The organism is Micromonospora sp. CPCC 206171, assembly GCF_036906755.1.
Lineage (GTDB): Bacteria > Actinomycetota > Actinomycetes > Mycobacteriales > Micromonosporaceae > Micromonospora > Micromonospora purpureochromogenes.
On record NZ_JBAKHT010000009.1, the window covers coordinates 121,984 to 146,222 of the forward strand.

A 24,239-nucleotide genomic window follows, 5' to 3' on the forward strand; every position below is an offset into this window, starting at 1 on the left:
GTCGTGATGGGCATCCGCACCGCTTGCCCGGCGGCGGCGGGCGACACTCACCCCCGTAAGCGTCGCCCGCTCGCGCCGCCGGTTCCACGGGTGGCACCGTCCCCCAACGATGTGCTCCACCCGTTTCTTGCGCCTCGCTCGGTGCTCGGATCTGATCGATCCACCGCTCCCCCGAACGGTTCCGAGCGTGGCGCGGTGCAATAAAGTTAGTTCGCCCGGATTCCGGATTCAACCCGGATCGCTGTCTCGCCGGTCACAGCGCCGACGTGGCGTCCGACACCCCTGCTCCGGGCCTCGCCAGGGTCAACACGGCGTACCCGGCGACCATTCCCGCAAACACCTCAGGCGTCCTCACGATCGGGTGACTCCGTCCGGAAGAAGTTGCTCTGCCGACCGTCGCGCATCTGCTCCTGGTAGATGAGGTTCAGCCGGCGGGTGTCGAAGGTCCGGAACCAGTCGTCCCAGCTGATCACCTGGACCCGGCTGCTCTCCCGGTAGCCCGGGATCTCGAAGGTCAGCACCCCCGGTCGGCCCTCGCGCTCGGTGCCGGCGATGGTCGCCGGTTGGGCGCCACGGGCCCGCGCCCAGTTCTGGATCACCTCGTGGTTGCTGGTGACCAGGCTGCGCCCGGGGCGCTCGGGGCGGTCCGCCGGGGAGGAGATCACCTGCGACGACCGTACCGACCGGGAACTGGACCGGCCGGTCCGTACGCCGGTGGTCCGGGCCCCGGCGGCCGCGCCGACGGCGGCCGGTGGGGCGATGACCCGCTGGGCGGGCGTCGCCCCGGCCTTCGCCGGCGTGGCCTTCGCCCGAGCCCCGGCCTTCGCCGGTGCGGTCTTCTTCGCGGGTGCGGTCTTCTTCGCGGGGGCGGCCTTCGCCCGGGCGCCCGCCTTCGCCGGAGCGGTCTTCTTCGCCGGGGCCGTCCTGGCGCGGGCGCCGGCCTTCGCCGGTGCGGTCTTCTTCGCCGGCGCGGCCTTCGCGCGGGCGCCCGCCTTCGCCGGTGCGGTCTTCTTCGCCGGCGCGGCCTTCGCGCGAGCGCCCGCCTTCGCCGGTGCGGTCTTCTTCGCCGGCGCGGCCTTCGCGCGAGCGCCCGCCTTCGCCGGTGCGGTCTTCTTCGCCGGCGCGGCCTTCGCGCGAGCGCCCGCCTTCGCCGGTGCGGTCTTCTTCGCCGGCGCGGCCTTCGCGCGAGCGCCCGCCTTCGCGGGCGCGGCCTTGGCCCGGGCCGCCTTGGCCGGTGTCGCCTTCGCCCGGGCGGTCGTCGCCTTGCGGGCCGCCGGGGCGGCCTTGCGGGCCGGCGCCGCCTTGCGGGCCGGGGCCGGCGCGGCCTTCGCCCGGGCGGTCGTGGTCTTCCGAGCGGCCGTCGTCTTCTTCGCGGCGGCCTTCGTCGCGCCGGCCTTCTTGGCGGGTGCCCGGCCCGTCGGGCCGGTGCTACGCCGGGCCGCGGCGCCGGGGCGGCCCTCGGACCGCAGGGTCCGCGCGAGCGTCTTGACCAACTCGGGCTTGCGCAGCGCGGAGATGCCGGAGACACCGCGACGCCGCAGCTGACCCCGGATGTCGTCGACCCGCATCCGCGAGATCTCCGACTCCGAGATCCCCGGGGTGTTCGGCGTCTGGTTGCCCGCCTGCTGTTTCGTCCTGGTCGCAGTTCCGCCGCGACCTGAGCTGTTCCGCTGAGCCATCGCACGCTCCTCGACAGTCCGTCTCGGCCTGCGGCGGGTCCCGTTTCGCCGCACCGCAGCGGTGCGGCATACCCGTCAGGACCGGTCCGAACCTCCGGCGGACGGCTCGAAAAGGTGGGCGAAGGCGGCGAGGTTGGCGGTGGACTCGCCCCGCTTGACCCGCCACTCCCACTCGCGGCGGATCGAGCTGCCGAAGCCGATCTCCAGCATCGTGTCGAACGACTCGTCCGCGTAGGTGAGCACCGCGCCGAGCAGCCGGTCCAGCTCGTCGGCGTCGACCCCGGCCGGGTTGACCCGCCCGGTGAGGTAGACGTCCCCCACCGCGTCGATGGAGAACGAGACGCCGTACATCCGGGCGTTGCGCTGCAGCAGCCAGGCCCACAGCTCCTCGCGCCGCTCGTCGGGCTGGCGCATCACGAACGCCTCGACCCGCAGCGCGTGCTCGCCGACGATCAGGTTGCAGACCGTCTTCAGCTTGTGCGTACCGGGCAGGGTGACCGCGTAGGAACCCTCGCCGGTCGACTCCCAGTCCAGCTCACGCTCGGTGCAGACGGACTCGATCAGGGCGGCCAGATCGCTCTTCGCGCTCATCGCACCCACTCTACGGGCGCCCGCCGGGACGCACCGGGCGCGCGGGAGTGGCCCGGGTCACCAGGAACAGGACAGCGCCGGGTCCCCGGCGAGCTGGGCAGCCAGCCGTCCCCGGTGCTCGACGATCGCCTCCCCGTAGACGGCGAGCAGGCCGGAGACCGTGCGCTGCCAGGAGAAGTTGCGCGCGTGCCGGGCCGCGCCCACCGCCAGGTCGGCCCGTAGCGCCCGGTCGGGCAGCAGGCGGGCGAGCGTAGCGGCCCAGTCGGCCGGGTCGTGGCCGTCGACGAGCACTCCGCTGACCCGGTCCCGTACGGCGGTGACCAGACCACCGACGGCGGCCGCGACGACCGGCGTACCGCAGGCCTGCGCCTCCAGGGCGACCAGGCCGAACGACTCGTTGTACGAGGGCACCGCGACCAGGTCGGCAGCCCGGTAGAGGGCGGGCAGGTCGTCGCCGGTCTGCGGGGGCAGGAAGCGCACCCGGTCGGCGACACCGAGCGATCCGGCCAGCTCCATCAGCGAGGTGGGCCGGTCCAGCCCGCTACCGCTCGGGCCGCCGCAGATCACCACGGTCAGCTCGTCGGCGAGGGCCGGGTCGCACTCGCGCAGCGCGGCGACCGCGCGGACCAGCACGTCGGGTGCCTTGAGCGGCTGGATCCGACCGACGAAGGCCACCACGTACCCGTCGGTGGGCAGGCCCAGCCGGCGGCGGGCGGCGCGGGTGGCCGCGACCCGGTCGCCGGGGGCGGGACGAAAGCGGTCGAGGTCGACGCCGGGCTCGACCACGGCGACCCGGGCCGGTTCGGCGTCGTAGCGGCCGATCAGGTCGGCCGCCTCCACCCGGGTGTTGGCCACCAGCCGGTCGGCCTCGGCGACCACCTGCTCCTCGCCGATCACCCGGGCCTTGGGCTCGGGGCGGTCGCCGGCGGCGAGCTGGGCGTTCTTGACCTTGGCCAGGGTGTGCGCGGTGTGCACCAGCGGCACTCCCCAGCGTTCCTTGGCCAGCCAGCCGACCTGACCGGAGAGCCAGTAGTGCGAGTGGATCAGGTCGTAGTGGCCGGGCGGGCGGGCCGCCTCGGCGCGCAGCACGCCGGCGGTGAAGGCGCAGAGCTGCCCGGGCAGCTCCTCCTTGGTCAGCCCCTCCAACGGCCCCGAGGTGATGTGCCGGACGTGCACGCCGGGCGCCATCTCGACCACCGGGGGCAGGTCACCGGAGGTGGCCCGGGTGAAGATCTCGACCTCGACGTCGGCCTCGGCGAGCCGTCGGGCGACCTCCAGGATGTAGACGTTCATCCCCCCGGCGTCACCGGTGCCGGGCTGGTGCAGCGGGGAGGTGTGCACCGACAGGGTGGCGATCCGCCGGGGGCGGGGCCACGGACGGGCACCTCGCTGACGACCGACGCCGGTGTGCATTTCCGCCACGTCCGCTCCTTCTGTCACGGTTTATGCCGTCCGCACGACCGGCGCTTCTCGGTCAACTCGCGCGCCGGGTGTCATCTTCCCCATCGGGCTACGGAAATGCGCCCGCGCTCTCCCCCGGCGTGACCCAGTTCATCGACGGCCCCCGCCCGGGCCGGTCGGTGCCGGAGGGGACAATGTCCGGATGACCTCTGTCGCGATCGTCACCGGGGCGTCCAGCGGGATCGGCGCGGCGACCGCCCGCCGGCTGGCCGCCGAGGGCTTCCACGTGCTGGCCGCCGCCCGGCGTACCGACCGGCTGGCCGGGCTGGTCAAGGAGATCGAGGCGGCCGGCGGCACGGCCACGGCGGTGGCCTGCGACGTCACCTCCGACGAGTCGGTGGCCGGGTTGGCCGCCGCGGCACAGGCGGCGCCCGGGCCGGTCACCCTGCTGGTGAACAACGCCGGCGGAGCGCGCGGGCTGGACCCGGTGGAGTCCGGCGCGATCGGCGACTGGCAGTGGATGTACGACGTCAACGTGCTCGGCACGCTCCGGGTCACCCAGGCGCTGCTGCCCGCGCTGGAGGCGTCCGGCGCCGGCACCATCGTGATCGTCTCCTCCACCGCCGGCTTCACCGTGTACGAGGGCGGCGGCGGCTACACCGCGGCCAAGCACGCGCAGACCGCGATCGCCGGGACGCTGCGCCTGGAACTGTGCGGGCGGCCGCTCCGGGTGATCGAGATCGACCCGGGCATGGTGCGGACCGACGAGTTCGGGCTGGTCCGCTTCGGTGGGGACGCCGACAAGGCCGAGGCCACGTACGCGGGGGTGCCCGAGCCGCTGGTCGCCGAGGACGTGGCCGACTGCATCGCCTGGTGCGCCACCCGCCCGCACCACGTCAACGTGGACCGCCTGGTGGTCCGCCCGCTGGCCCAGGCCGCCCAGCACAAGGTGCACCGGGTCGGGCAGTGAGCCGGACCGGTCGCCGGTGAGGGCCGGGCCGGTGCGGCCCCAGGGCGTGGTGACCCGGGGGACGACGAACCCCAACCGGCTGCGCCGGGTGGACAACTGGATCGTGGCCACCTGCGGCGACCGGCTCCGCGCCGCCGCCGACCCGCTGGTGGTGGACCTCGGCTACGGCGCCACCCCGGTCACCGCCGTGGAGCTGCGCGCCCGGCTGGCCACCGGGGTCCGCGCCGACGTGCGGGTGGTCGGGCTGGAGATCGATCCGGTACGCGTGGCCGCCGCCGCGCCCGCCGCCGACCCGCCCGGGTTGACCTTCGCCCGGGGCGGCTTCGAGCTGGCCGGCCTGCGTCCGGTCCTGGTGCGCGCGTTCAACGTCCTGCGCCAGTACGACGAGAGCGAGGTCGCCGCCGCCTGGCGGACGGTCACCGACCGGCTCGCCCCGGGCGGGGCGCTGGTCGAGGGGACCTGCGACGAGCTGGGCCGGCTGGGCAGCTGGGTGCTGGTCGACGGGGCCGGCCCGCGAACGCTGACCCTGGCGGCCCGCCTGGCGACCCTGGAGACCCCGGCCCAGCTGGCCGAGCGCCTGCCCAAGGCGCTGATCCACCGCAACGTCCCCGGTGAGCGGGTGCACGACCTGATCCGCGCCCTCGACGACGCCTGGCAGGCTGCCGCCGGCTACGCCGCGTTCGGCCCCCGTCAGCGCTGGCTCCGCGCGGTCGGCACCCTCAAGCAGTCCGGCTGGCCGGTCCTGGACCGCCCGCCCCGCTGGCGCCACGGCGAACTCACCCTCCCCTGGCCCGCCGTCGCCCCCACCTGACCCACCCACCCGGCCCGCCCCGACCACCCCCGCCCCGGGCCGCGGTGATCAAGAAGTTCTGGTCGGGAATCCGGCCCGGGGTGACGCAAACTTCTTGATCAACTCGGACTCAGTGGGCGGGGTGGGTGGGTGGGTCAGATGGTGCAGTTGATCAGGACGGGTTCGGGGTGGAGGGTGACGGCGAAGCGGGTGTGGACCGTGTCGCGGATGTCGCGGGCGAGGGCGACCAGGGCAGCCGTGCTCGCCGTGCCGGTGTGGTTGGTCAGGGCGAGGGTGTGCTTGCTGGAGATCGCGGTGCCCTCGGGGCCGGGGTGGCCCTTGGCGAAGCCGGCCTTGTCGATCAGCCAGGCGGCACTGACCTTCACCATGTCGCCCGGGCAGGGCCAGGAGGGCGGTTCCCCGACGTCGGTGGCGCGTTCGCGCAGCAGCTCGTACGCCTCCCGGTCGAGCACCGGGTTGGTGAAGAACGAGCCCACCGACCAGGTGTCCGGGTCGGTGGCGTCGAGCACCATGCCCTTGCCGGCGCGCAACTTCAGCACCGTCGCGCGGGCGTCGGCCAGCGGCACCCGGTCGCCCACCTCGACGCCGAGCGCCCGGGCCAGCTCGGCGTAGCGCACCGGGCCGGAGAGCGTCGAGCGGTGCAGCCGGAAGTCGACCGAGAGCACCACCCAGCGGTCGCTGTACTTGAAGATGCTGGACCGGTACGCGAAGCCGCAGTCCACCGCCTCGACCCGGCCGAGGCTGTCGTCGGCGCGGTCGTACACCTGGACGCCGGTGATGCTCTCGGCGACCTCCTGGCCGTACGCGCCGACGTTCTGGATCGGGGTGGCGCCGGCCGAGCCGGGGATGCCGGAGAGGCATTCCAGCCCCGACCAGCCGTTGTCCACGGTGGCGGCGACCAGGTCGTCCCAGGGCTCGCCGGCCTCGACCCGTACGGTGACGGTGTCGGCGTCCTCGGCGACCACCCGCAGCCCCCGCGACCGGACCAGCAGGACCGTGCCGGGGAAGCCCTCGTCGCCCACGACGACGTTGCTGCCGCCCGCGAGGATGAGGACGGGCTCGTCCCGCTCCCGCGCCTGGCGCACGGTTCGTACGATCTCCTCGGCGCTGGTGGCGGTCACCAGTCGGCCGGCGGGGCCGCCGAGGCGCAGCGTGGTGTACTTCGCCAGGGTGGCCGGGTCGGCGGGGTCGGCTCCGGTTGTCGGCTGGGCGTAGACGTCTGACACGCCTCTCACCCTAGGCTGAGGGGTAGCCGCGGCACCCACTGGTGGCCCGGTCACCCCCGGGAGGATTGCGATGAGCAGGTTGCACGGCACGAAGGACTTCTGGATCGGGGCGCTCCGGGTGGACGGCCCGGCATTCGCCGCCGCGGTGGCCGAGGCGCCGCCCGAGACACCGGTGCTGTCCTGTCCGGGCTGGACGGTCGCCGACCTCACCCTGCACCTCGCCGGCATCTACCACTGGGTGCACTCCTTCGTCGGCTCCGGCGAGACCGCCCAGCCGGCCCGCCGGGACCGCGCGGAGCTGCCCAGCGGGGTGACCCCGCTCCAGCTGTGGCAGCACGGGTACGACCAGCTGATGACCCTCTTCGACACCCTCGACCCGGAGGCGCCGGCGTGGAACTGGGCGCCGCAGCCGAAGAAGGCCGGGTTCTGGCCGCGCCGGATGGCGCACGAGACGGCGGTGCACCGCTGGGACGCCCAGCTCGCCATCGCCGCCGGTGAGCCGATCGAGGCCAAGCTCGCGGCGGACGGGGTCAGCGAGGTGCTGGACACCTGGCTGCCGGCCGGGCGCCGGGCGGTGCCGGGCCAGTGGCACGGCGTGGTGCAGCTGACCGCGACTGACGCCGCGCAGGACTGGTACCTGCGGCTGCGCGGCGAGGGGGTGGCCCTGCTCGACACCGCCACGGTCTTCGGCCACGAGGACCACCACGCCCGGGTCCAGGTCACCGGCACCGCCAGCGACCTGCTGCTCGCCCTCTGGGGTCGGATCGGGTACGACGCCCTGGGCGTCACCGGCGACCGCACCCTCCTGGACGGCCTGCGCACCGGCTGACCCGCACCCGGACCTCCCGGTCCGCACGTCGCGCTCTCCGCGAAGAGTGGCCATTCCCCCCGAATGGCCACTCTTCGCGTATCCGGGGTCGTCAGGTCACGGCTCGGACGCGACGAGAGAGCGCTCTCTTGACACCGTCGTGGCGAGCCGTAACGCTGTCGTGAGAGCGCTCTCTCAGCCCCTCACGATCGCGTCAGGACCCGGGCTGCGGCTCGCTCACCAGCAGGTCCACCCGCTTCACCACCGATTGACCTGAGAGGAATCCGAGGAAGATGGGTACCTTTTCGCGCCGCCGTCTGGCGGCGGTGGCCCTGGTGGCCACCACCGCCCTGCTCGGCACCGCCTGCGCCGGCGAGGACGACTCCGCCAAGGACGGGCCGATCACGCTGACCGTCGACGTGTTCGGCCAGTTCGGCTACGAGGAGCTCTACAAGGAGTACATGGCCAGCCACCCCGACGTGAAGATCGTCGAGCGGGGCACCGGCAGCAACCTCGACGAGTACTCGCCGAAGCTCACCCAGTGGCTCGCCGCCGGCAAGGGCGCCGGCGACGTGGTGGCCATCGAGGAGGGGCTGCTGGTCGAGTACAAGGCCAATCCGCAGAACTTCGTCAACCTGCTCGACCACGGGGCTGCCGACCTCAAGGGCAACTTCCTCGACTGGAAGTGGAACCAGGGGCTCACCGCCGACGGCAAGCAGCTGATCGGCCTCGGCACCGACGTCGGCGGCATCGCGATGTGCTACCGCAAGGACCTCTTCGCCAAGGCCGGCCTGCCCACCGAGCGGGACCAGGTCTCCAAGCTCTGGCCGACCTGGCAGGACTACATCGCCACCGGCGAGAAGTTCAGGGCCGCCAACACCGGCGCGTCCTTCCTCGACGCGGCGACCAACACGTTCAACACGATCCTGCTGCAGACCGCCGGCAACACCTCCGGCTACAGCTACTACGACACCAGCGACAAGCTGGTGGTCGACAGCAACCCGGCCGTGAAGCAGGCCTTCGACACGACCGTCGACATCATCGACTCGGGCCTCTCCGGCAAGTACGGCTCCTGGTCGGAGGAGTGGGTCTCCGCCTTCAAGCAGTCGAAGTTCGCCACCATCGCCTGCCCCGCCTGGATGACCGGCGTCATCGAGGGCAACGCCGGCCCGGCTGCCAAGGGCAAGTGGGACATCGCCCAGGTCCCCGGCAACGGCGGCAACTGGGGTGGGTCGTTCCTCGCCGTGCCGAAGCAGAGCAAGCACCAGGCCGAGGCGATCGAGCTGGCCAAGTTCCTGACCAGCGCCAAGGGTCAGATCGGCGCGTTCAAGGCCAAGGGCCCGCTGCCCTCGTCGCCGCAGGCGCTCGACGACCCGGCGATCGTCGACTCGACCAACGCGTACTTCTCCGCCGCGCCGGTCGGCAAGATCTTCGGCACCGGCGCCAAGAGCCTGAAGCCGGTCTACATGGGCCCGAAGAACCAGGCCGTCCGCACCGAGGTGGAGAACGCGGTGCGCACCGTCGAGCTGGGCCAGCGCACCCCCGAGCAGGGCTGGAACGACGCCGTCAACAACGCGAAGAAGGCCGCCGCCAAGTAGCCCGAGCCAGGCGGGCGGGCGGGGTCCGGTGTCGCCGGTCCCGCCCGCCCGGCGGAGAAGGAGTCCACTCCCATGGCCGTCCAGCTCGACGCGCGCCCCCCGGTCGTACCGGCGCCGCGCCACGCCCGCTCGAACCGGGGCAACCGGCTCGCCCGGTTCGACACCCGGTACTCGCCCTACCTCTACATCGCCCCGTTCTTCCTGATCTTCGCGGTCTTCGGGATCTACCCGCTGGTCTACACCTTCTGGGTTTCGCTGCACGACTGGGACCTGCTCGGGGTCGACCCCACGTTCATCGGGGCGCAGAACTACACCCAGCTGATGGCCGACCCCGACTTCTGGCACTCGGTGGTCAACACCCTCGGCATCTTCGTCATCTCGACCGTCCCGCAGCTGCTCCTCGCGCTCTGGCTGGCCAACCTGCTCAACCGGCAGCTGCGGGCGCGGACGGGCTGGCGGATGGCGGTGCTGGTCCCCAACGTCACCTCCACCGCCGCGGTGGCGATCGTCTTCGGCGTGCTCTTCGGCCGCGAGTTCGGCATGATCAACTGGCTGCTCGACCTCGTCGGGATCGACGCCATCGACTGGAAGTCCAACCGGTTCGCCTCCTGGGTGGCCATCTCGACCATGGTCGACTGGCGGTGGACGGGCTACAACGCGCTGATCTTCCTGGCCGCGATGCAGGCCATCCCGCGCGACCTGTACGAGTCGGCCTCGATCGACGGCGCCGGCCGGGCCCGGCAGTTCTGGTCGATCACCGTGCCGCTGCTCAAGCCGACGATCATCTTCGCGGTCATCATCTCCACCATCGGCGGGCTCCAGCTCTTCACCGAGCCCCGCCTCTTCAACTCCGGCACCAACGCGATCCGGGGCGGGCCGCTGCGCGAGTCGCAGACGGTGACCATGTACATGTTCGAGAACGCCTTCGCACCGCACTACAACTTCGGCTACGGCTCCGCCATCGCCTGGCTGCTCTTCGCGCTGATCGCGGTGGTCGCGGCCATCAACGTGCTGGTCCTGCGCCGGCTCGGCGGCGGCGGGCGCAAGGAGGAATCCCGATGACCCGACTCTGGTCGGCCGGCCGGCTCACCTACGCGGCACTGGCCCTCACCGCCCTCCTGTCGATCTTCCCGATCTACTGGATGTTCGTGGTCGCCAGCCGCACCAGCGACGCGATGGGCGAGGTGCCGCCCCCGGTCACCCCCGGCGGCAACCTGGGCGCCAACATCGCCCGGCTCTTCGCCAACACCGACGCGTACTTCCTGACCGGACTGGTGAACTCCACGATCGTGGCGGTGTCGGTCACCGTCTCGGTGGTCTTCTTCTCCACCCTGGCCGGGTTCGCCTTCGCCAAGCTGCGGTTCCGCGGCCGCAACGCGCTGCTGATGGTCATCATCGCGACGATGATGGTGCCCACCCAGCTCGGCGTCATCCCGCTGTACATGCTGATGACCAAGCTGAACTGGAACGACCGGTTGCCGGCCGTGATCGTGCCGGCGCTGGTGACCGGCTTCGGGGTCTTCATGATGCGCCAGTACGCCGGCCAGGCGGTCAGCACGGAGCTGATCGAGGCCGCCCGGATGGACGGCTGCAACACCGCGCGGATCTACTGGAACGTGGTGCTGCCCGCGCTGCGCCCCGCCGCCGCCGTCCTCGGCCTGCTCACCTTCATGACCACCTGGAACGACTTCCTCTGGCCGTACGCGGTGCTCAACGATCCGGAGAACCCGACCGTGCAGCTGTCGCTGCGCGCCCTGTCGGACGGTTACTACCAGGACATGTCGCAGGTGTTCACCGGCACCGCCATCGCGACGCTGCCCCTGCTGCTGGTCTTCGTCGTGTTCGGTCGCCAGATCATCGGCGGCATCATGGAAGGTGCGGTCAAGGCGTGAGTGAGCTGCGTTTCCCCGAGAACTTCGTCTGGGGCGCCGCCACCGCGGCGTACCAGGTCGAGGGCGCGGCCCACGACGACGGTCGCGGCCCGTCGATCTGGGACACCTTCAGCCGTACGCCCGGAAAGGTCTTCCAGGGGCACACCGGCGACGTCGCCTGCGACCACTACCACCGGTACGCCGGCGACGTGGCGCTGATGGCCGAGCTGGGCCTGCGGGCGTACCGGTTCTCGGTGGCCTGGCCCCGGATCCAGCCGGACGGCACCGGCCCGGTCAACCCGCGCGGGCTGGACTTCTACGACCGGCTCACCGACGCGCTGCTCGACCGGGGTGTCGACCCGATCGTCACGCTCTACCACTGGGACCTGCCGCAGGCGCTGCAGGACCGGGGCGGCTGGACCAACCGGGACACCGCCGGGCACCTCGCCGACTACGCCGTCGCCGTGCACGGCCGGCTCGGTGACCGGGTCCGCACCTGGACCACGCTCAACGAGCCCTGGTGCTCGGCGTACCTGGGGTACGGCAACGGGGTGCACGCGCCGGGCGAGCGGGACGCGGGGGCGGCCTTCGCCGCCGTACACCATCTCCTGCTGGGGCACGGCCTGGCGGCCCGCGCGCTGCGCGCGGCCGGCGCGCCGACCGTCGGGATCACCCTCAACCCGGCCGACGTGCAGCCCGCCGATCCGGCCAGCACCGCCGACGTCGCCGCGGCCCGGCTGGTCGACGGCCTGCACAACCGGATCTTCCTCGACCCGCTGACCGGCGCCGGCTACCCCGAGGACGTGCTGGCCCACCTCGGCCGGCTGGTGGAGCCGACGTTCATCCGGGACGGCGACGAGAAGATCATCGCGGCGCCGATCGACCTGCTCGGGGTGAACTACTACGCCCCGACCTACGTCGCCGGCCGGCCGGACGCCGCCGGCGGCGGCGGGGCGTACCCGGGCACCGAGGGTGTGGTGGAGTTCCTGCCGCCGACCGGCCCGCTGACCGACATGGGCTGGATGATCGAGGCGACCGGGCTGACCCGGCTGCTGGAGCGGATCGCCCGGGACTACCCGGGGCTGCCGATGCTGATCACCGAGAACGGCGGCGCCTTCCCCGACAAGCCCGGCGCCGACGGCCCGGACGGTCTCGGCCAGGTGATGGACACCGACCGGATCGCCTACCTCGACGGGCACCTGCGGGCGGCGCACCAGGCCATCGCCCGGGGGGTGGACCTGCGCGGCTATCTCGTATGGTCGTTGCTGGACAACTTCGAGTGGGCCGAGGGCTATCGGAAGCGGTTCGGGATCGTCCACGTGGACTACCTGACCCAGCGGCGCACACCGAAATCCAGCGCCCGGTGGTACCAGGAGGTGATCTCCCGGAACGGGCTGTGACGAGGTGGTGGTGACGGGGATGACGACCGCGCAGCGACCGACCCTGGAGGCGGTCGCCCGCCGGGCCGGGGTGTCCCGGGCGACCGTGTCCCGGGTGGTCAACGGCTCCACCACGGTGGCCGAGCCGATCCGGGAGGCGGTCCGCCGGGCCGTGGCCGAGCTGGGGTACGTGCCGAACCTGGCCGCCCGCAGCCTGGTCACCCAGCGGACCGACTCGGTCGCCCTGGTCATGCCCGAGGAGGCCACCCGGGTCTTCTCCGACGACCAGGTGTTCCCAGGGATCATCCGGGGGGCGGCCCAGGAGCTGGAGGCGGCCGACAAGCAGCTGGTGCTGATGCTCGCCGGCTCGGCGGCCGGTCACGAACGGGTCGAGCGGTACACCACCGGCCGGCACGTCGACGGGGTGCTCTTCGCCTCGCTGCACGGGGCCGACCCGCTGCCCGGCACGCTGGCCCGGCTCGGCATCCCGGTGGTCTGCGCCGGCCGGCCGCTCGACGGCGCGCGGGTGCCGTACGTCGACGTCGACAACGTCGGCGGGGTGACCCGGGCGGTGCGACACCTGATCCAGAACGGTCGCCGCCGGATCGCCAGCATCGCCGGCCCACAGGACATGATCGCCGGCATCGAGCGGCTCACCGGCTACCGGGAGACGGTCACCGCCGCCGGGCTGGACGAGCTGGTCGCGTACGGCGACTTCACCCGCGAGTCCGGGGCGGCGGCCATGCACCAGCTCCTCACCGCGCACCCCGACCTGGACGCGGTCTTCGCCGCCAGCGACCTGATGGCGCACGCCGCCCTGCGGACCCTGCGCGAGGCGGGACGGCGGGTGCCGGACGACGTCGCGGTGATCGGCTTCGACGACATCGAGACGGCGGCCTACACCGAGCCGCCGCTGACCACGGTGCGCTGGGAGATCGTGGAGCTGGGCCGGGAGATGACCCGGCAGTTGCTGCGGCTCGCCGCGGGCGAGGCGATCGAGGAGGCGATCATCCTTCCGACCGAGCTGGTGGTACGCGAGTCGGCCTGACCGGGCACGGCGGGCCGGCGCTGGCCGGCGGGGGTTCTGGCGAGGGCCCGGGCGTGCGGGGGGACGCACGGTTCGGTCGCCTCGGAAAAAGCCTGCTCGACGCGGTGTTGCCTCGGCGGCAGCAGAGCAAAGCAGTCGATGAGGGTCCGGAGCTCCGGAGCAGATATCACCCTTCGTGACGAAGGCCAACCAACTACCCGGCGCAACAGGCGCGTGGTACGGCTCCCTGATCCGTGGCCGTGCGGGGCGTCCCGGCGGCCGTGCCTGCGCGAGCTGGCCTGAACCGGTCAGCCCTCGGCGACGATCCGCTGCGCGGTCTGGTGGGTGGCGGCGCCGAAGAGCACCAGCCGGGCCTCGGTGACGTGCGCCGGGGTGGCCGCGCGCAGCACGGTCAACGCCTGGCGTACGGCGTCGTCGACCGGCCAGCCGTAGACGCCGGCCGAGATCAGCGGGAACGCCACCGTGGCGGCACCCAGTTCGTCGGCGGTCCGCAGGCTGTTGGCGTAGCAGTCGCGCAGCAGCGCCGAGCGGTCCTCGGCGGCCGAGAAGACCGGCCCGACGGTGTGCACCACCCAACGGGCGGGCAGGTTCCCGGCGGTGGTGGCGACCGCCTGCCCAGTGGGCAGGCCCCGGCCGTACCGGGAGGCGCGCAGGGCACGGCACTCCGCCAGGATCGCCGGGCCGCCCCGGCGGTGGATCGCGCCGTCCACTCCCCCGCCGCCGAGCAGGGACGAGTTGGCGGCGTTGACGATCACATCGACCCGCTGCGTGGTGATGTCGCCCTCGGCGAGGGTGATCTCCATGTCAGCGCTCCTCGACGGGTTGACCGAGCGACCGGCGGGTGAGCAGGGTGGCCCCGGCGACGGCGGCCGGCATGACCAGCACCGCGCCGAGCGGGATCAGGAAGCAGAGGAAGACCGCCACGCCGAAGCCGAGCGTGGTGGGCCGGTCCGCCTTCAGGATCGACCGGCGGTCGGGCAGCCGTAGCCCGCGCCGGGAGAACGGCGCCCCCACCAGCTCCACGGCGAGCAGCCAGCCACCCACCGCCGCCCCGATCACCGGCACCACCGTCTGGCCGACCACCGGGATGAACCCGGCGGCGAAGAGCGGGATGCCGAACAGCACCGACAGCCCGACCAGCCGCAGCGAGTCGACGACGCTGCGCCGCAGCGAGGCCCAGAGCGGCACCTCCACCCCGCCCGGGGTGCCACCGAGGCGCTCCTCCACCCGCTCGGAGATCTTCTCGTAGAACGGGTCACCGATGACCAGGGTGACCGCGGTGAAGCTGACCACCGCCAGCAGCCCGCCCAGCCCGAGGACGGCCAGCCCGGCGATCACCCGGACCAGGCTGCGCGCGGTGGTCGACCAGTCGTCGGCGAACGGGGTGACCAGCGCGGCCAGGTCGTCCACGAAGTACACCAGGGCGGCGAAGGCGGACAGGAAGACCGCACCGGAGATCAGCGCCGGCACGATGCCGAGCAGCATCAGCCCCGGGCTACGGACGTAGAGGCCGAGGCCGCGCAGGAGCAGCCCGACGCCGGAGAGGAACCGACCGACGGCGCCGGTGACCGGCGCGGCGATGCTGGGTGCGTTCACGAGCGGAGAGCCTAGTGCTCACCGGCACGCCCTGGGGCCGGGCAGGATGGTCGGGTGCGCGCGTCCCGGCTGATCTCCCTGGTGCTGCTGTTGCAGTCCCGCGGCACGATGACCGCCGCCGAACTGGCCCGCGAGCTGGAGGTGTCCGAGCGGACGGTCTACCGGGACGTGCTGGCGCTCTCCGCCGCCGGGGTGCCGGTTTACGCCGACCGGGGCCGGGCCGGCGGGTACCGCCTCCTCGGCGGCTACCGGACCCGGCTGACCGGCCTGACCCGGGACGAGGCGGAGGCGCTCTTCCTCTCCGGCCTGCCCGGGCCGGCCGGCGAGATGGGGCTGGCGGACGCGGTGGCGGCCGCCGAGCTGAAGGTGCTCGCCGCGCTGCCGCCGAGCCTGCGGGACGCCCCCGCCCGCGCCGGGCAGCGGTTCCACCTGGACGTGCCGGGCTGGTTCCGGGAGTCCGCGCCGCCACCGTGGCTGGCCGAGCTGGCCCGGGCGGTCTGGCGGGACCGGGTGGTCGAGCTGCGCTACCGGCGCGGCGACCGGGAGGTCACGCGGGAGCTGTGCCCCCACGGGCTGGTCCTCAAGAGCGGGATCTGGTACCTGGTCGGCCGCGTCGGCGACCGGTACCGGACGTACCGGGTGGACCGGGTGACGGGTGTCGAGGTGGGTGCGGAGAGCTTCGACCGGGACGACGACTTCGACCTGGCCGCGTACTGGCGGGAGCAGGCCGAGGCGTTCCTGCGGAGCATGCTCCGGGCCGAGGTGACGATCCGCCTCAGCCCCGCCGGCCTGCGCCGGCTCCGGCACCTCGCCGACGCCCCCTTCGTGTACGCCGAGGCGCTCGCCGCCGCAGGCGAACCCGACGGGCAGGGGTGGGTGGTGACCCGGCTGCCCGTCGAGTCCGTCGAGGTGGCGTACTCCCAGCTGCTGGGGCTGGGCCCGGAGGTGGAGGTGCTGGACCCGCCGGAGCTGAGGGCACGGCTGGCGGACGCCGCGAGGCGGTCCGCCGCCCGCTACCTCCCACCGGTCAGCGGTAGCCCGTGACGTCGGCGGGCTTGCCGGCGTCGACCACCTCGGCGATGTAGCGGAAGGCGTCCGGCCGGCTGCCGTCGACGTCGGTGAACCCGTACACCTGGGACAGCTCGCCGGCCGAGACGGAGGCCTGGTTCCAACGGACCTTCCCCTCGTCGGCGGCGAGCGCCGCGACCGCGCGCCCGACGAAGGCCGGGGTCTCCGAGATGAGGAAGTGCGGGTCCTTCGCTGCGCCGTCGCGCCAGTTCTCCTCGGTGACCGCGTAGTGCTCCAGCATGGCCTCGGACCGGATCCAACCGGGAGTCAGCGCGACGGCCGTGCCCCCGTGCGGCTTCAGCTCGTGCCCCCAGCTGAACGCGAGCCGGTTGACCGAGACCTTGGCCAGGTCGTAGAAGACCGAGAGCCGGTAGTTCTCGTCGTTGTACTCCTTGGTGCCGTCACCGATCTCCACCACCAGGCCGCCCGGGCGGCGGATCAGCAGCGGCAGCGCGTAGTGGCTGGTGATGATGTGGGTGTCCACCGCCAGCCGCAGCGTGCGGAAACCGGCCTCCAGCGGCTGCTCCCAGACCGGCTTCTCCCAGGTGATCAGCGGGTCGCCGCCCCAGATGTCGTTGACCAGCACGTCGAGCCGGCCCTGCTCGGCGTCGATCCGGGCCACCAGGTCGCGGACCTGCTCGGGCACCAGGTGGTCGACCCGTACCCCGATGCCGGTGCCGCCGGCGGCGGTGACCAGCTCGGCCGTCTCCTCGATCGTCTCCGGCCGGTCCATCTCCGAGCGGCCGGCGCGGCTGCTGCGGCCGGTGGCGTAGACGGTCGCCCCGGCCGCCCCGAGCTGGATGGCGATCTGCCGGCCGGCACCCCGCGTCGCCCCGGCGACCAGCGCGACCTTCCCTGTCAGCGGTTTCGTCGTCATGCGTCCGACCCTGACAGGAAAACCTGACATCCCAAGTCCGGTTTCGCCGACCGGGTGTCGTGCGTCATGCTCGCCGGCATGCACCTGCTGCTCTCCGGGATCGTCGGGTCGGTCGCGTACGGGCTGGCCGGGCCGGGCTCGGACGTCGACCGGATCGGCGTGTTCGCCGCGCCCACCGTCGCGTTTCACGGCCTGCACCCGCCGAAGGAGTCCGTGGTCACCACCGACCCGGACGTCACCCTGCACGAGGCCGGCAAGTACGCGAAGCTGGCGCTGAGCGGCAACCCGACCGCCACCGAGCTGATGTGGCTGCCGGACGACTGCTACGAGACCCGGACGGAGTTCGGCGAGCGGCTGATCGGCATCCGGTCGGCGTTCCTCAGCGCGCCCCGGGTCCGCGACGCCTACCTCGGGTACGCCACCCAGCAGTTCCGCAAGCTGACCGCCCGCGACTCGTCAGTAAGCGGACGGCGGCGCTCGGCCAAGCACGCCCGGCACCTGGCCCGGCTGCTGCACCAGGGCCGGGTGCTCTACGCGACCGGCGTGCTGGAGATCCGGCTGGCCGACCCGGAGTGGTTCCGGGCCTTCGGCGAGCGGGTGGCCGGCGGCGCGTTGGACGAGGCGGAGGCGCTGGTCGCCGCGGCGCAGCGGGACTTCGACACCATCCGTACGCCGCTGCCGGAACGGCCGGACGAGGCGACGGTGGAGGGTTGGCTGCTCGACGTGCGCGCCGCCCACCTGCCGACGAAGGGCTGAGCGCTCACTGGCCCGCCGGTGCCCGGGCCGAAAACCGCTCGGCCGGGCGCCGCCCCCGCTGCTAGGGTTCGGCCGCGTCCTCGATCAACGAAAAGGGAGGTGAGCGCGATGTCCACCACGACTGTCATGTGCTCCCACCCGACGGCGAGGACGCCGAGGTCCTGAACCGGGAGCACGTCAACACCCGGAAGGATCCCATGACCGACCTGGTCATCCGCCCGATCACCGCGGGCGAGGAAAAACTCTTCGACTCCCTGCCCGACCCCGCTCTCGTCGGCCGCGCCGCGTTCGGCGAGCGCTACCTCGACATGGCCGAAGCCGGCCAGTACCGCCCCGAATGGACCTGGGTAGCCCTGCGCGACGACGTCGTCGTGGCCCGCGCCGCCTGGTGGGGTGGACCGGACGACGACCAGCCGCTGGCGCTCGACTGGTTCGACTTCACCGACCCGGACGCGGCGGTGGAGCTGCTCCGGACCGCACCGTTGCGGGCGGAGTACTCGCTCTCGCTGCCACCCGGCTGGCGCGACGAGCCTGCCGTCCGGGCACAGGCGCAGGCGCGGATCGACGCCGCCACGGCCGCCGGCATGTCGGTGCTGGTCGAGCGGTACCGGTACCGCTGGACCACCTGGTGTGGACTGCCCGACCGGCCGGGTCGGCTCACGTTCCGCCCCGAACCGGACGATGCCGTGATCCTCGACGTCCTCCGCCGCGTCGGCGAGGGCAGCCTGGACGCCCACAACCGCCACACCACCGCCACCTCCGGGCCGGACGCGGCGGCCCGGGAGGAACTGGACCTGCTGCTCTGGCTGCCGAGCCCGCGTGACTGGTGGCGACTGGCCTGGACCGCGAGCGGTGAGCTGGTCGGCATCATCGTGCCGGCCCGCAACCACGCCGATCCGATCATCGGCTTCGTCGGCGTGGTCCCCGAGCAGCGCGGCCACGGCTACGCGTACGACCTGCTGGTCGAGGGGACGCACCTGCTGGTCGAGGGCGGCGCGACGGAGATCGTGGCCGCCACGGACCAGACCAACCACCCGATGGCCGCCGTCTTCGCCCGCGCGGCCTACCCGATTGAGCGGGCACGCGTGGACCTCGTCTGATCGGTCGTCCCCGGCACCGGTGCACCGGTGCCGGGGACACACCACCCGCTTAGTCGGCCAACCTGACCCGGACCCGGCGGTTGGCGCGGCCCTTGCTCTCCACCTTGACCACCTGCACCTTGCCGATCTGGGCGGTCGAGGCGACGTGGGTGCCGCCGTCGGCCTGCACGTCCAGCCCGACGATGTCGACGATCCGGACCTCCTGCTCGTCCGGCGGGATCAGGTTGGACTGGGTACGGATGATGTCCGGCAGGGCCAGCGCCTCGGCCCGGGGCAGCACCCGCACGGCGACCGACCGGTCGGCGGCCACCTCGGCGTTCACCAGCTCCTCGATCCGGGTCTTGAAGTCCGGCGGTACCTCGGGCAGGTTGAAGTCCATCCTGGCCTCCCCCGGCTCCATGTTGCCGCCGGTGACCAGCGCGCCGAAGTCGCGGAACACGACGCCGCAGAGCACGTGCAGGCCGGAGTGGGTGCGCATCAGGCGGGTCCGCCGCTCGTCCGCCACCGCGCCGGTGACCGCGGTGCCCACCGGCGGCACCGGATCTCCCTCGGCCGGGATCAGGTAGAGGTCGTCGCCCTTGCGGGTGCCGACGATCCGGGTCTGCACGCCCTGCCAGAGCAGCACGCCGTGGTCCGGCGGCTGGCCGCCGCCGCCCGGGTAGAACGCCGACCGGTCCAGCACGATGCCCTGCTCGTCGGCGGCGAGCACCGTGCACTCCCACTCCCGCAGGGTGGGGTCGGCGAGGTCGAGACGGTGGGTACGGCCGTGGTGTGTGACGCCCATGACAGCAGACGCTACCTGTTGAGGAACGTCGAGATCCGCTCCCGCAGGTCGGCGCGTTCGGTCCAGGCGAAACCCGGGCGGTCGTAGAGGTGCAGGGTGGCGTGTGGCAGCGCGGCGGCCAACTCCTCGGCGACGTGCGCCGGGTGCAGGTCGTCGCCGGCACAGCCGATCACCAGCGCCGGGGCGGTCACCGCGGCGAGTGCGGAGACGTCGCGCAGCGGGGCCTGCTCCGGCAGATCGGCCAGCCCGGGGGCGAGCCCGTCGCGGAGCAGCTGGTCGAGCCGCTGCCGCAGGTACGCCCAGCCCGCCGGAGTGTTCCGGACCGCCGCCGGCACCTCCAGCGAGACCACCTCGGCGACGGCCGAGGCGTCGCCCTCGGCCACCGCGTCCAGCAGGTCGGTCAGCCGTTGCCGGGCGACCGGGCCGCGCGGCTTGTCGAGCACCGCGGGCAGGAAGAAGACCAGCTTCTCGAAGCGGTCGGGGCTTTCCAGCAGCAGCCGGCAGAGCGCGCCGGCCCCGAGGCTGGCCCCGAACGCCCGGGTGGCGCCACCGAGGTCGGCGACCGCCCGCAGGTCACGCGCGAGGTCCAGGTAGCTCCACGGGCCGGGCGGCGCGTCGGAACGTCCGTGCCCCCGGAACTGAAAGAAAATCTTGCGGCCGGTGACGGCGCTGCCGAACGGGCGGGTGGTGGCGATGCCGTTGCCGAGCCCGTGCGCGAAGACGGTGGCCGGGTCACCGGCGCCGGTGACCAGCCGCTCCAGCCGTACCCCGTGCGGCGTGGTGACCAGCTCGGTCTCCGGCTCGGGCAGGGCCGGTCGCCCGGTACGCGGCCCGCCCGGACCGGGCCCCCAGGTGCGGGGTCCGCCGTCGGGCGGCGGGGGCCAGCGGAAACCTCTCACCAGAACCCTTTGCCGTCGTGCAGGTCACGCAGCCCGACCCGGACGTCGAGCAGGTAGATCAGGCCCGCCGCGATGCCGATCAGCCCGAAGATGCTGAGCGCGCCGAAGCCGAGCAGGGTGAGCACCAGACAGACCGCCAGGATGGCGATCCAGCCGCCCTTGGGCAGGGTGCCGATCGCCGGGAACGCGTCGGCGCGCTGGGTGATCGCGTGTACCAGGGCGATGCCCTGTACGGCCAGGGCGAAGACGAGCAGGATCAGCTCGATCACATAGCGGACTTCGAACACGAAGATCGGCGCGGCGATGGCCATGCCGGCCAGCATATGCCGACGACCCCGGAAACGTCCCACAGGACGCTTCCGGGGTCGTACCGGTTTGCGGCGGTTACTGGGCGGCCGGACGGGTCCGCTTGGTGGCCTTCGGCAGCTTCGCCGACGGGGTGGCAGCCGGCTTGGCGGCCCGCGCCCGGGTGGTCTTCGCGGCGGCGGGCTTGGCCTCGACGGCCTCGGCCACCTCGGCCGGGGTGGGGATCTCCGCCTCGGCCGGTGCGGCGGTGGTGGCCGTCGCGACCTCGTCCTTCACCTCGGTGGGGAGGGTGGCGTCCGTCGCCTCGATGTCGGCGTTGACGGTGTCGGCGGCCTCCAGCACGCCGGCGCCGACGACCCGCTCGCCGCGGGCGATCAGCGCGCCGTACGCGGCCAGCGCGCGCTCCTGCGCGGCCTGCGCACCGACCAGCAACGCGGCGGCGTTGCGGGTGGCGGCCTCGCGCAGCTTGTCCAGGTCGAGGTCGGCCGGGACGGCCTTCTCGCGCAGGCCGGTCGCGGTCAGGTTGGCGGTCTTGAAGGTCTCGGTGGCCTTCTGCCGCAGCTCGAAGCCGGTGACGACGGCCTTGCCGCCGATCTCGGTGACCGCCTTGGTGCCGTCGGCGACGACCTTCGTGCCCAGCTCGCTCACCACGGTCGGGAGCTTGCGGAGCTGCTGGTACGCCAGCTCGCCGGCGCCAGCGGCGGCGTAGAGCGGAGCCGGGATGCGGTTGGTCTTCGGCTGGGTCATGACTTCTCCTCCTCGGCCGCTTCCGCGGCCTTGCTGTCGGGGGTGACGGGGGCGGGCGCGGGGCCCGCCTCGGTGACGGCGACCGATTCGAGGACGGCCTCGGTCGGGGTGCCGTCCGCGGTGGTGGGCCCGGTCGCGGCCGGCGTGGCGGTGGCGGCCGCCTCGGTCGGTTCGGCCGGTGCGCTGGGTTCCGCCGCCGGAGTGGTCTCCGGGCCGGCCGCGGCGGTCGCCTCGGCGAGCCGGACGTTCTCCCGGCGGAAGGTCTCGTAGATCTGGCTCAGCGACTGCTTCTGCGCCATCGTCAGGTCGGGGTCGACGGCGATCGCCGCGAGCACCCCCTGACCCTCCTTGTCGTCGAGCAGCCCGGCGCGCAGGTACATCGCCGGGGTGGAGACCCGCAGCGCACTGGCGAGCTGCTGGAGCACCTCGGCGCTCGGCTTGCGCAGCCCGCGCTCGATCTGACTCAGGTACGGGTTGCTCACCCCGGCCTGCTCGGCGAGCTGGCGCAGCGAGATCTTGGCGTTCCGGCGCAGGTCACGGATGAATCCGCCGACGTCGGGTAGATCCTTGGGTGCGGCCATGAGCCATACGGTAGTCCGCGGTGCTAACTACAGCAAGCAAAACGCTTGCCAGAGTTAGCAAGGTAACAATAGGCGGTTGCGGACCGGATGTCCGCTGCGTAGCTTGCACGCGTGACGATGATCGACATCAACGGTGCCCGGCTCGCCTACGACGATCTGGGCAGCGGCAGCCCCGTGCTCCTGCTGCACGCCGGCATCGCGGACCGGCGGATGTGGCGGCACCTGGCGCCCGCTCTCGCCGAACGGCACCGGGTGATCGCGCTCGACCTGCGCGGCTACGGCGACTCCGAGCTGCCGCCAGCGTCCTTCGCCCACCACGACGACGTGGTCGCGGTGCTGGATGCGCTGGGCATCGAGCGGGCCGCCCTGGTCGGCTGCTCGTTCGGCGGGGCGGTGGCGATCGACACCGCGCTGGCGCACCCGCAGCGGGTCTCCGCCCTCGCGCTCTTCGGCTCGGCCGTCGCCGGTAACCAGTGGTCCGAGGAGGCCGAGCAGCTCTGGGAGAAGCTGGTCGGCGAGGTGGACCCGGAGGACTTCGCGGCGAGCGCGGCCGGCGAGGTGCGGTTCTGGGTGGTCGGCCCCGGCCGCCGCCCGGAGGACGTCGACCCGGGCCTGGTCGCCTTCGCCGAGGAGCTGGACCAGCGGGCGCTCGCCGCCGAGCAGGCGCTCAGCGCGGTGGAGGTCGACGACCTCGACCCGCCGGCGATCGAGCGCCTCGGTGAGCTGCGGCTGCCGGTGCTGGTCACCGCCGGCGCGGCCGACGTCCCGGACATCTCCCGGCTCGCCGACCGGATCGCGGCCGAGGTGCCCGGCGCGGTGCGCCTGCCCGACGTGCCGGACGCCGCCCACCTGCTGCCGCTGGAGCGCCCGGAAGCGGTCGACGCCGCCCTGCGCGACTTCCTGCGCTGACCGCGCCGGGCCGACCCCCCGCACAGGCGTCGCGTGCCGGCCCTTCGGTAGGCCCGAGAGCGGCGCGGCCTACCGCCCGGCCCACCCGGGCGTGTCGCGCTCGCGGCAGGATGTGTGGCCCAATGAGCCGGATGGGACTCACGCTCTGTAGCGGCACCGCGGCCGCCCGCACCACGAGACGTCACGGTGCCGCCGGCCCGGCGCACCGCGGTGCGTCACGGCGCCACCGACTGCGACGCGCCGGCGTCAGGCGGCCCGATGCGGACCGGGCGTCACCAGGCGGCCCGCACGGCCCCGACCGGCAGGCCGCCGCCGAGCAGCGGCAGTTCGGCGTACTCGGTCAGCACCGGGGCGTCGACGCCGAGCCGGCGCAGCGCGGAGACCAGCACCGGCATCCGGGCCCGCGCGGCGCCATCGTCGATCTTGAGGGCGACCGCACCCACGCCGGGCACGGCCGCGGCGATCACGCCCTCCGCGCCCACCTTGGCCAACGCCCCGGGTACGCCCCGCATCAGCCGGGTGTCCTCGGCCCCGGTCCCGCCGACCATTTCCGGGTACGCCCGCATCGCGTCGGACACGGTCCGCTCCACCGACCCCGGCTCGGCCGAGACCAGCCGCAGGTACGCCCCGGCCAGCCCGGTCAGCGAGACGGCGAGCACCGGCGCGCCGCAGCCGTCCACCCCCACGGCCGCCACCTCCTCGCCGGTGAACTCCCCGATGGTCGCGGTCAGCCGCTGCTGCAGGGGGTGCTCCGGCCGCCAGTAGCCGTCCAGCGGCCAGCCGGCCGCCACGCAGGTCAGCAGCATCCCGCTGTGCTTGCCGGAGCAGTTCATCTGCACCCGGGTCGGTCCGCCGCCGGCGCGCAGCACCGCCTCCCGGGCCGCCTCGCCGACGGGCAGATCGGGCGGGCAGTGCAGGGCCGAGCCGTCCAGCCCGGCCCGGGCCAGCAGCGCCGCCACCCGGGCCAGGTGGAACTCCTCGCCGGCGTGGCTGGCGGAGACCAGCGCCACGTCGGCCGGGTCGGTCAGCGGTAGGCCGGCGCGCAGCATCCCGATCGCCTGCATCGGCTTGCTCGCCGAGCGCGGGAAGATCGGCGAGGTGACGTCCCCCGCCCCGGCCACCGGTGCGCCACCGGCGTCGATCACCACCACCGAGCCGCGGTGCACGCCCTCGACGAAACCGGACCGGACCACCTCGACGAGCGGCACGCCGCCCTCGTACGTCTTTCCCACGA

The 24,239-nt window shown here is 73.3% G+C and carries 24 protein-coding genes and 1 pseudogene; 12 read left to right on the forward strand and 13 right to left on the reverse strand.

The features are described 5' to 3' along the window. Positions 1-1,393: 1,393 nt before the first annotated feature. The 3 genes and pseudogenes from V6U89_RS13615 to mshA all read right to left on the reverse strand — a co-directional run. Positions 1,394-1,679 (reverse strand): annotated as a pseudogene (locus V6U89_RS13615) (hypothetical protein); the annotation flags it as partial. Between the two features lie 75 nt (positions 1,680-1,754). Further along, positions 1,755-2,270: a YbjN domain-containing protein gene (locus tag V6U89_RS13620; RefSeq protein WP_334571332.1), complete on the reverse strand. Its 516-nt coding sequence runs from the start codon at positions 2,268-2,270 to the stop codon at positions 1,755-1,757. A 57-nt stretch (positions 2,271-2,327) separates the two neighbouring features. Next, the gene (mshA, locus tag V6U89_RS13625) at positions 2,328-3,692 is read right to left on the reverse strand and encodes a D-inositol-3-phosphate glycosyltransferase (RefSeq protein WP_334571334.1); all 1,365 of its coding nucleotides are present in this window, start codon (positions 3,690-3,692) and stop codon (positions 2,328-2,330) included. A gap of 181 nt (positions 3,693-3,873) precedes the next feature. On the opposite strand from mshA, the gene V6U89_RS13630 reads away from it, so the two are divergent. Next, positions 3,874-4,641, forward strand: coding sequence for an SDR family NAD(P)-dependent oxidoreductase (locus V6U89_RS13630; RefSeq protein ID WP_334571335.1), 768 nt, complete (start codon positions 3,874-3,876; stop codon positions 4,639-4,641). Between the two features lie 31 nt (positions 4,642-4,672). After that, positions 4,673-5,452, forward strand: coding sequence for a class I SAM-dependent methyltransferase (locus tag V6U89_RS13635; RefSeq protein WP_442933915.1), 780 nt, complete (start codon positions 4,673-4,675; stop codon positions 5,450-5,452). Between the two features lie 134 nt (positions 5,453-5,586). Here the strand turns inward: V6U89_RS13635 and V6U89_RS13640 are convergent, their stop codons facing one another. Further along, a complete protein-coding gene (locus tag V6U89_RS13640; protein ID WP_334571337.1) occupies positions 5,587-6,678 on the reverse strand; it encodes a UDP-N-acetylmuramate dehydrogenase in 1,092 nt (363 codons plus the stop codon). 70 nt (positions 6,679-6,748) lie between these two features. Here V6U89_RS13640 and V6U89_RS13645 point away from each other — a divergent pair, with 70 nt between their 5' ends. From V6U89_RS13645 to V6U89_RS13670, 6 genes are all read left to right on the forward strand, one after another. Continuing rightward, entirely contained in the window at positions 6,749-7,507 is a 759-nt protein-coding gene (locus V6U89_RS13645) for a maleylpyruvate isomerase family mycothiol-dependent enzyme (protein WP_334571339.1), read from the forward strand. A gap of 272 nt (positions 7,508-7,779) precedes the next feature. Next, positions 7,780-9,084, forward strand: coding sequence for an ABC transporter substrate-binding protein (locus tag V6U89_RS13650; RefSeq protein ID WP_334571341.1), 1,305 nt, complete (start codon positions 7,780-7,782; stop codon positions 9,082-9,084). A 72-nt stretch (positions 9,085-9,156) separates the two neighbouring features. Beyond that, on the forward strand, positions 9,157-10,146 hold the full coding sequence (locus tag V6U89_RS13655; RefSeq protein WP_334571342.1) for a carbohydrate ABC transporter permease: 990 nt from the start codon (positions 9,157-9,159) through the stop codon (positions 10,144-10,146). After that, positions 10,143-10,976: a carbohydrate ABC transporter permease gene (locus V6U89_RS13660; RefSeq protein ID WP_334571344.1), complete on the forward strand. Its 834-nt coding sequence runs from the start codon at positions 10,143-10,145 to the stop codon at positions 10,974-10,976. The genes V6U89_RS13655 and V6U89_RS13660 overlap by 4 nt, the downstream gene beginning before the upstream one ends. Further along, entirely contained in the window at positions 10,973-12,355 is a 1,383-nt protein-coding gene (locus tag V6U89_RS13665; protein ID WP_334571345.1) for a GH1 family beta-glucosidase, read from the forward strand. The genes V6U89_RS13660 and V6U89_RS13665 overlap by 4 nt, the downstream gene beginning before the upstream one ends. A 19-nt stretch (positions 12,356-12,374) precedes the next feature. Further along, positions 12,375-13,382, forward strand: a complete 1,008-nt coding sequence (locus V6U89_RS13670) for a LacI family DNA-binding transcriptional regulator (RefSeq protein WP_334571346.1) — start codon at positions 12,375-12,377, stop codon at positions 13,380-13,382. A gap of 287 nt (positions 13,383-13,669) precedes the next feature. Here V6U89_RS13670 and V6U89_RS13675 read toward each other — a convergent pair whose 3' ends face one another. Together V6U89_RS13675 and V6U89_RS13680 are read right to left on the reverse strand one after the other, a co-directional pair. After that, on the reverse strand, positions 13,670-14,185 hold the full coding sequence (locus V6U89_RS13675; RefSeq protein WP_334571347.1) for an O-acetyl-ADP-ribose deacetylase: 516 nt from the start codon (positions 14,183-14,185) through the stop codon (positions 13,670-13,672). Between the two features lies 1 nt (position 14,186). Next, entirely contained in the window at positions 14,187-14,978 is a 792-nt protein-coding gene (locus V6U89_RS13680; RefSeq protein WP_334571350.1) for an EI24 domain-containing protein, read from the reverse strand. A gap of 54 nt (positions 14,979-15,032) precedes the next feature. On the opposite strand from V6U89_RS13680, the gene V6U89_RS13685 reads away from it, so the two are divergent. After that, a complete protein-coding gene (locus V6U89_RS13685; protein WP_334571351.1) occupies positions 15,033-16,022 on the forward strand; it encodes a helix-turn-helix transcriptional regulator in 990 nt (329 codons plus the stop codon). Here V6U89_RS13685 and V6U89_RS13690 read toward each other — a convergent pair. Next, positions 16,006-16,923 carry an SDR family oxidoreductase gene (locus V6U89_RS13690; RefSeq protein ID WP_334571352.1) on the reverse strand — a complete coding sequence of 306 codons (918 nt, stop codon included), beginning with the start codon at positions 16,921-16,923 and terminating at the stop codon, positions 16,006-16,008. The two genes, V6U89_RS13685 and V6U89_RS13690, sit on opposite strands and share 17 nt — an antisense overlap. Before the next feature lie 78 nt (positions 16,924-17,001). Here V6U89_RS13690 and V6U89_RS13695 point away from each other — a divergent pair, with 78 nt between their 5' ends. Both V6U89_RS13695 and V6U89_RS13700 read left to right on the forward strand, forming a co-directional pair. Next, positions 17,002-17,679, forward strand: coding sequence for a nucleotidyltransferase domain-containing protein (locus V6U89_RS13695; protein ID WP_334571410.1), 678 nt, complete (start codon positions 17,002-17,004; stop codon positions 17,677-17,679). 128 nt (positions 17,680-17,807) lie between these two features. Continuing rightward, a complete protein-coding gene (locus V6U89_RS13700; protein WP_334571353.1) occupies positions 17,808-18,779 on the forward strand; it encodes a GNAT family N-acetyltransferase in 972 nt (323 codons plus the stop codon). A gap of 49 nt (positions 18,780-18,828) precedes the next feature. Here V6U89_RS13700 and V6U89_RS13705 read toward each other — a convergent pair whose 3' ends face one another. The 5 genes from V6U89_RS13705 to V6U89_RS13725 all read right to left on the reverse strand — a co-directional run bounded on the left by V6U89_RS13705 (position 18,829) and on the right by V6U89_RS13725 (position 22,096). Further along, entirely contained in the window at positions 18,829-19,563 is a 735-nt protein-coding gene (locus V6U89_RS13705) for an alanyl-tRNA editing protein (protein ID WP_334571354.1), read from the reverse strand. A gap of 11 nt (positions 19,564-19,574) precedes the next feature. After that, on the reverse strand, positions 19,575-20,462 hold the full coding sequence (locus tag V6U89_RS13710) for an alpha/beta fold hydrolase (RefSeq protein ID WP_334571355.1): 888 nt from the start codon (positions 20,460-20,462) through the stop codon (positions 19,575-19,577). Continuing rightward, a complete protein-coding gene (locus V6U89_RS13715) occupies positions 20,459-20,773 on the reverse strand; it encodes a DUF2516 family protein (protein ID WP_210773656.1) in 315 nt (104 codons plus the stop codon). Before V6U89_RS13715 ends, V6U89_RS13710 begins: the two co-directional genes overlap by 4 nt. 73 nt (positions 20,774-20,846) lie before the next feature. Beyond that, positions 20,847-21,515: a hypothetical protein gene (locus V6U89_RS13720; protein ID WP_334571356.1), complete on the reverse strand. Its 669-nt coding sequence runs from the start codon at positions 21,513-21,515 to the stop codon at positions 20,847-20,849. Further along, positions 21,512-22,096, reverse strand: coding sequence for a helix-turn-helix domain-containing protein (locus tag V6U89_RS13725; protein WP_334571357.1), 585 nt, complete (start codon positions 22,094-22,096; stop codon positions 21,512-21,514). Before V6U89_RS13725 ends, V6U89_RS13720 begins: the two co-directional genes overlap by 4 nt. Before the next feature lie 117 nt (positions 22,097-22,213). Here V6U89_RS13725 and V6U89_RS13730 point away from each other — a divergent pair, with 117 nt between their 5' ends. After that, on the forward strand, positions 22,214-23,005 hold the full coding sequence (locus tag V6U89_RS13730; RefSeq protein ID WP_334571411.1) for an alpha/beta fold hydrolase: 792 nt from the start codon (positions 22,214-22,216) through the stop codon (positions 23,003-23,005). Between the two features lie 272 nt (positions 23,006-23,277). Here V6U89_RS13730 and V6U89_RS13735 read toward each other — a convergent pair whose 3' ends face one another. After that, positions 23,278-24,237 carry an asparaginase gene (locus V6U89_RS13735; RefSeq protein WP_334571358.1) on the reverse strand — a complete coding sequence of 320 codons (960 nt, stop codon included), beginning with the start codon at positions 24,235-24,237 and terminating at the stop codon, positions 23,278-23,280. Positions 24,238-24,239 lie beyond the last annotated feature (2 nt).

What these genes read in the sequence shown, in the direction of transcription:
- V6U89_RS13630 (WP_334571335.1), top strand. Translation starts at nt 3,874, where the DNA reads ATGACCTCTGTCGCGATCGTCACCGGGGCGTCCAGCGGGATCGGCGCG.
- V6U89_RS13670 (WP_334571346.1), top strand. Translation starts at nt 12,375, where the DNA reads ATGACGACCGCGCAGCGACCGACCCTGGAGGCGGTCGCCCGCCGGGCC.
- V6U89_RS13725 (WP_334571357.1), bottom strand. Translation starts at nt 22,096, where the DNA reads ATGGCCGCACCCAAGGATCTACCCGACGTCGGCGGATTCATCCGTGAC.
- V6U89_RS13675 (WP_334571347.1), bottom strand. Translation starts at nt 14,185, where the DNA reads ATGGAGATCACCCTCGCCGAGGGCGACATCACCACGCAGCGGGTCGAT.
- V6U89_RS13620 (WP_334571332.1), bottom strand. Translation starts at nt 2,270, where the DNA reads ATGAGCGCGAAGAGCGATCTGGCCGCCCTGATCGAGTCCGTCTGCACC.
- V6U89_RS13720 (WP_334571356.1), bottom strand. Translation starts at nt 21,515, where the DNA reads ATGACCCAGCCGAAGACCAACCGCATCCCGGCTCCGCTCTACGCCGCC.
- V6U89_RS13690 (WP_334571352.1), bottom strand. Translation starts at nt 16,923, where the DNA reads ATGACGACGAAACCGCTGACAGGGAAGGTCGCGCTGGTCGCCGGGGCG.
- V6U89_RS13655 (WP_334571342.1), top strand. Translation starts at nt 9,157, where the DNA reads ATGGCCGTCCAGCTCGACGCGCGCCCCCCGGTCGTACCGGCGCCGCGC.
- V6U89_RS13645 (WP_334571339.1), top strand. Translation starts at nt 6,749, where the DNA reads ATGAGCAGGTTGCACGGCACGAAGGACTTCTGGATCGGGGCGCTCCGG.
- V6U89_RS13650 (WP_334571341.1), top strand. Translation starts at nt 7,780, where the DNA reads ATGGGTACCTTTTCGCGCCGCCGTCTGGCGGCGGTGGCCCTGGTGGCC.
- V6U89_RS13715 (WP_210773656.1), bottom strand. Translation starts at nt 20,773, where the DNA reads ATGGCCATCGCCGCGCCGATCTTCGTGTTCGAAGTCCGCTATGTGATC.
- V6U89_RS13660 (WP_334571344.1), top strand. Translation starts at nt 10,143, where the DNA reads ATGACCCGACTCTGGTCGGCCGGCCGGCTCACCTACGCGGCACTGGCC.
- V6U89_RS13730 (WP_334571411.1), top strand. Translation starts at nt 22,214, where the DNA reads ATGATCGACATCAACGGTGCCCGGCTCGCCTACGACGATCTGGGCAGC.
- V6U89_RS13705 (WP_334571354.1), bottom strand. Translation starts at nt 19,563, where the DNA reads ATGGGCGTCACACACCACGGCCGTACCCACCGTCTCGACCTCGCCGAC.
- V6U89_RS13695 (WP_334571410.1), top strand. Translation starts at nt 17,002, where the DNA reads ATGCACCTGCTGCTCTCCGGGATCGTCGGGTCGGTCGCGTACGGGCTG.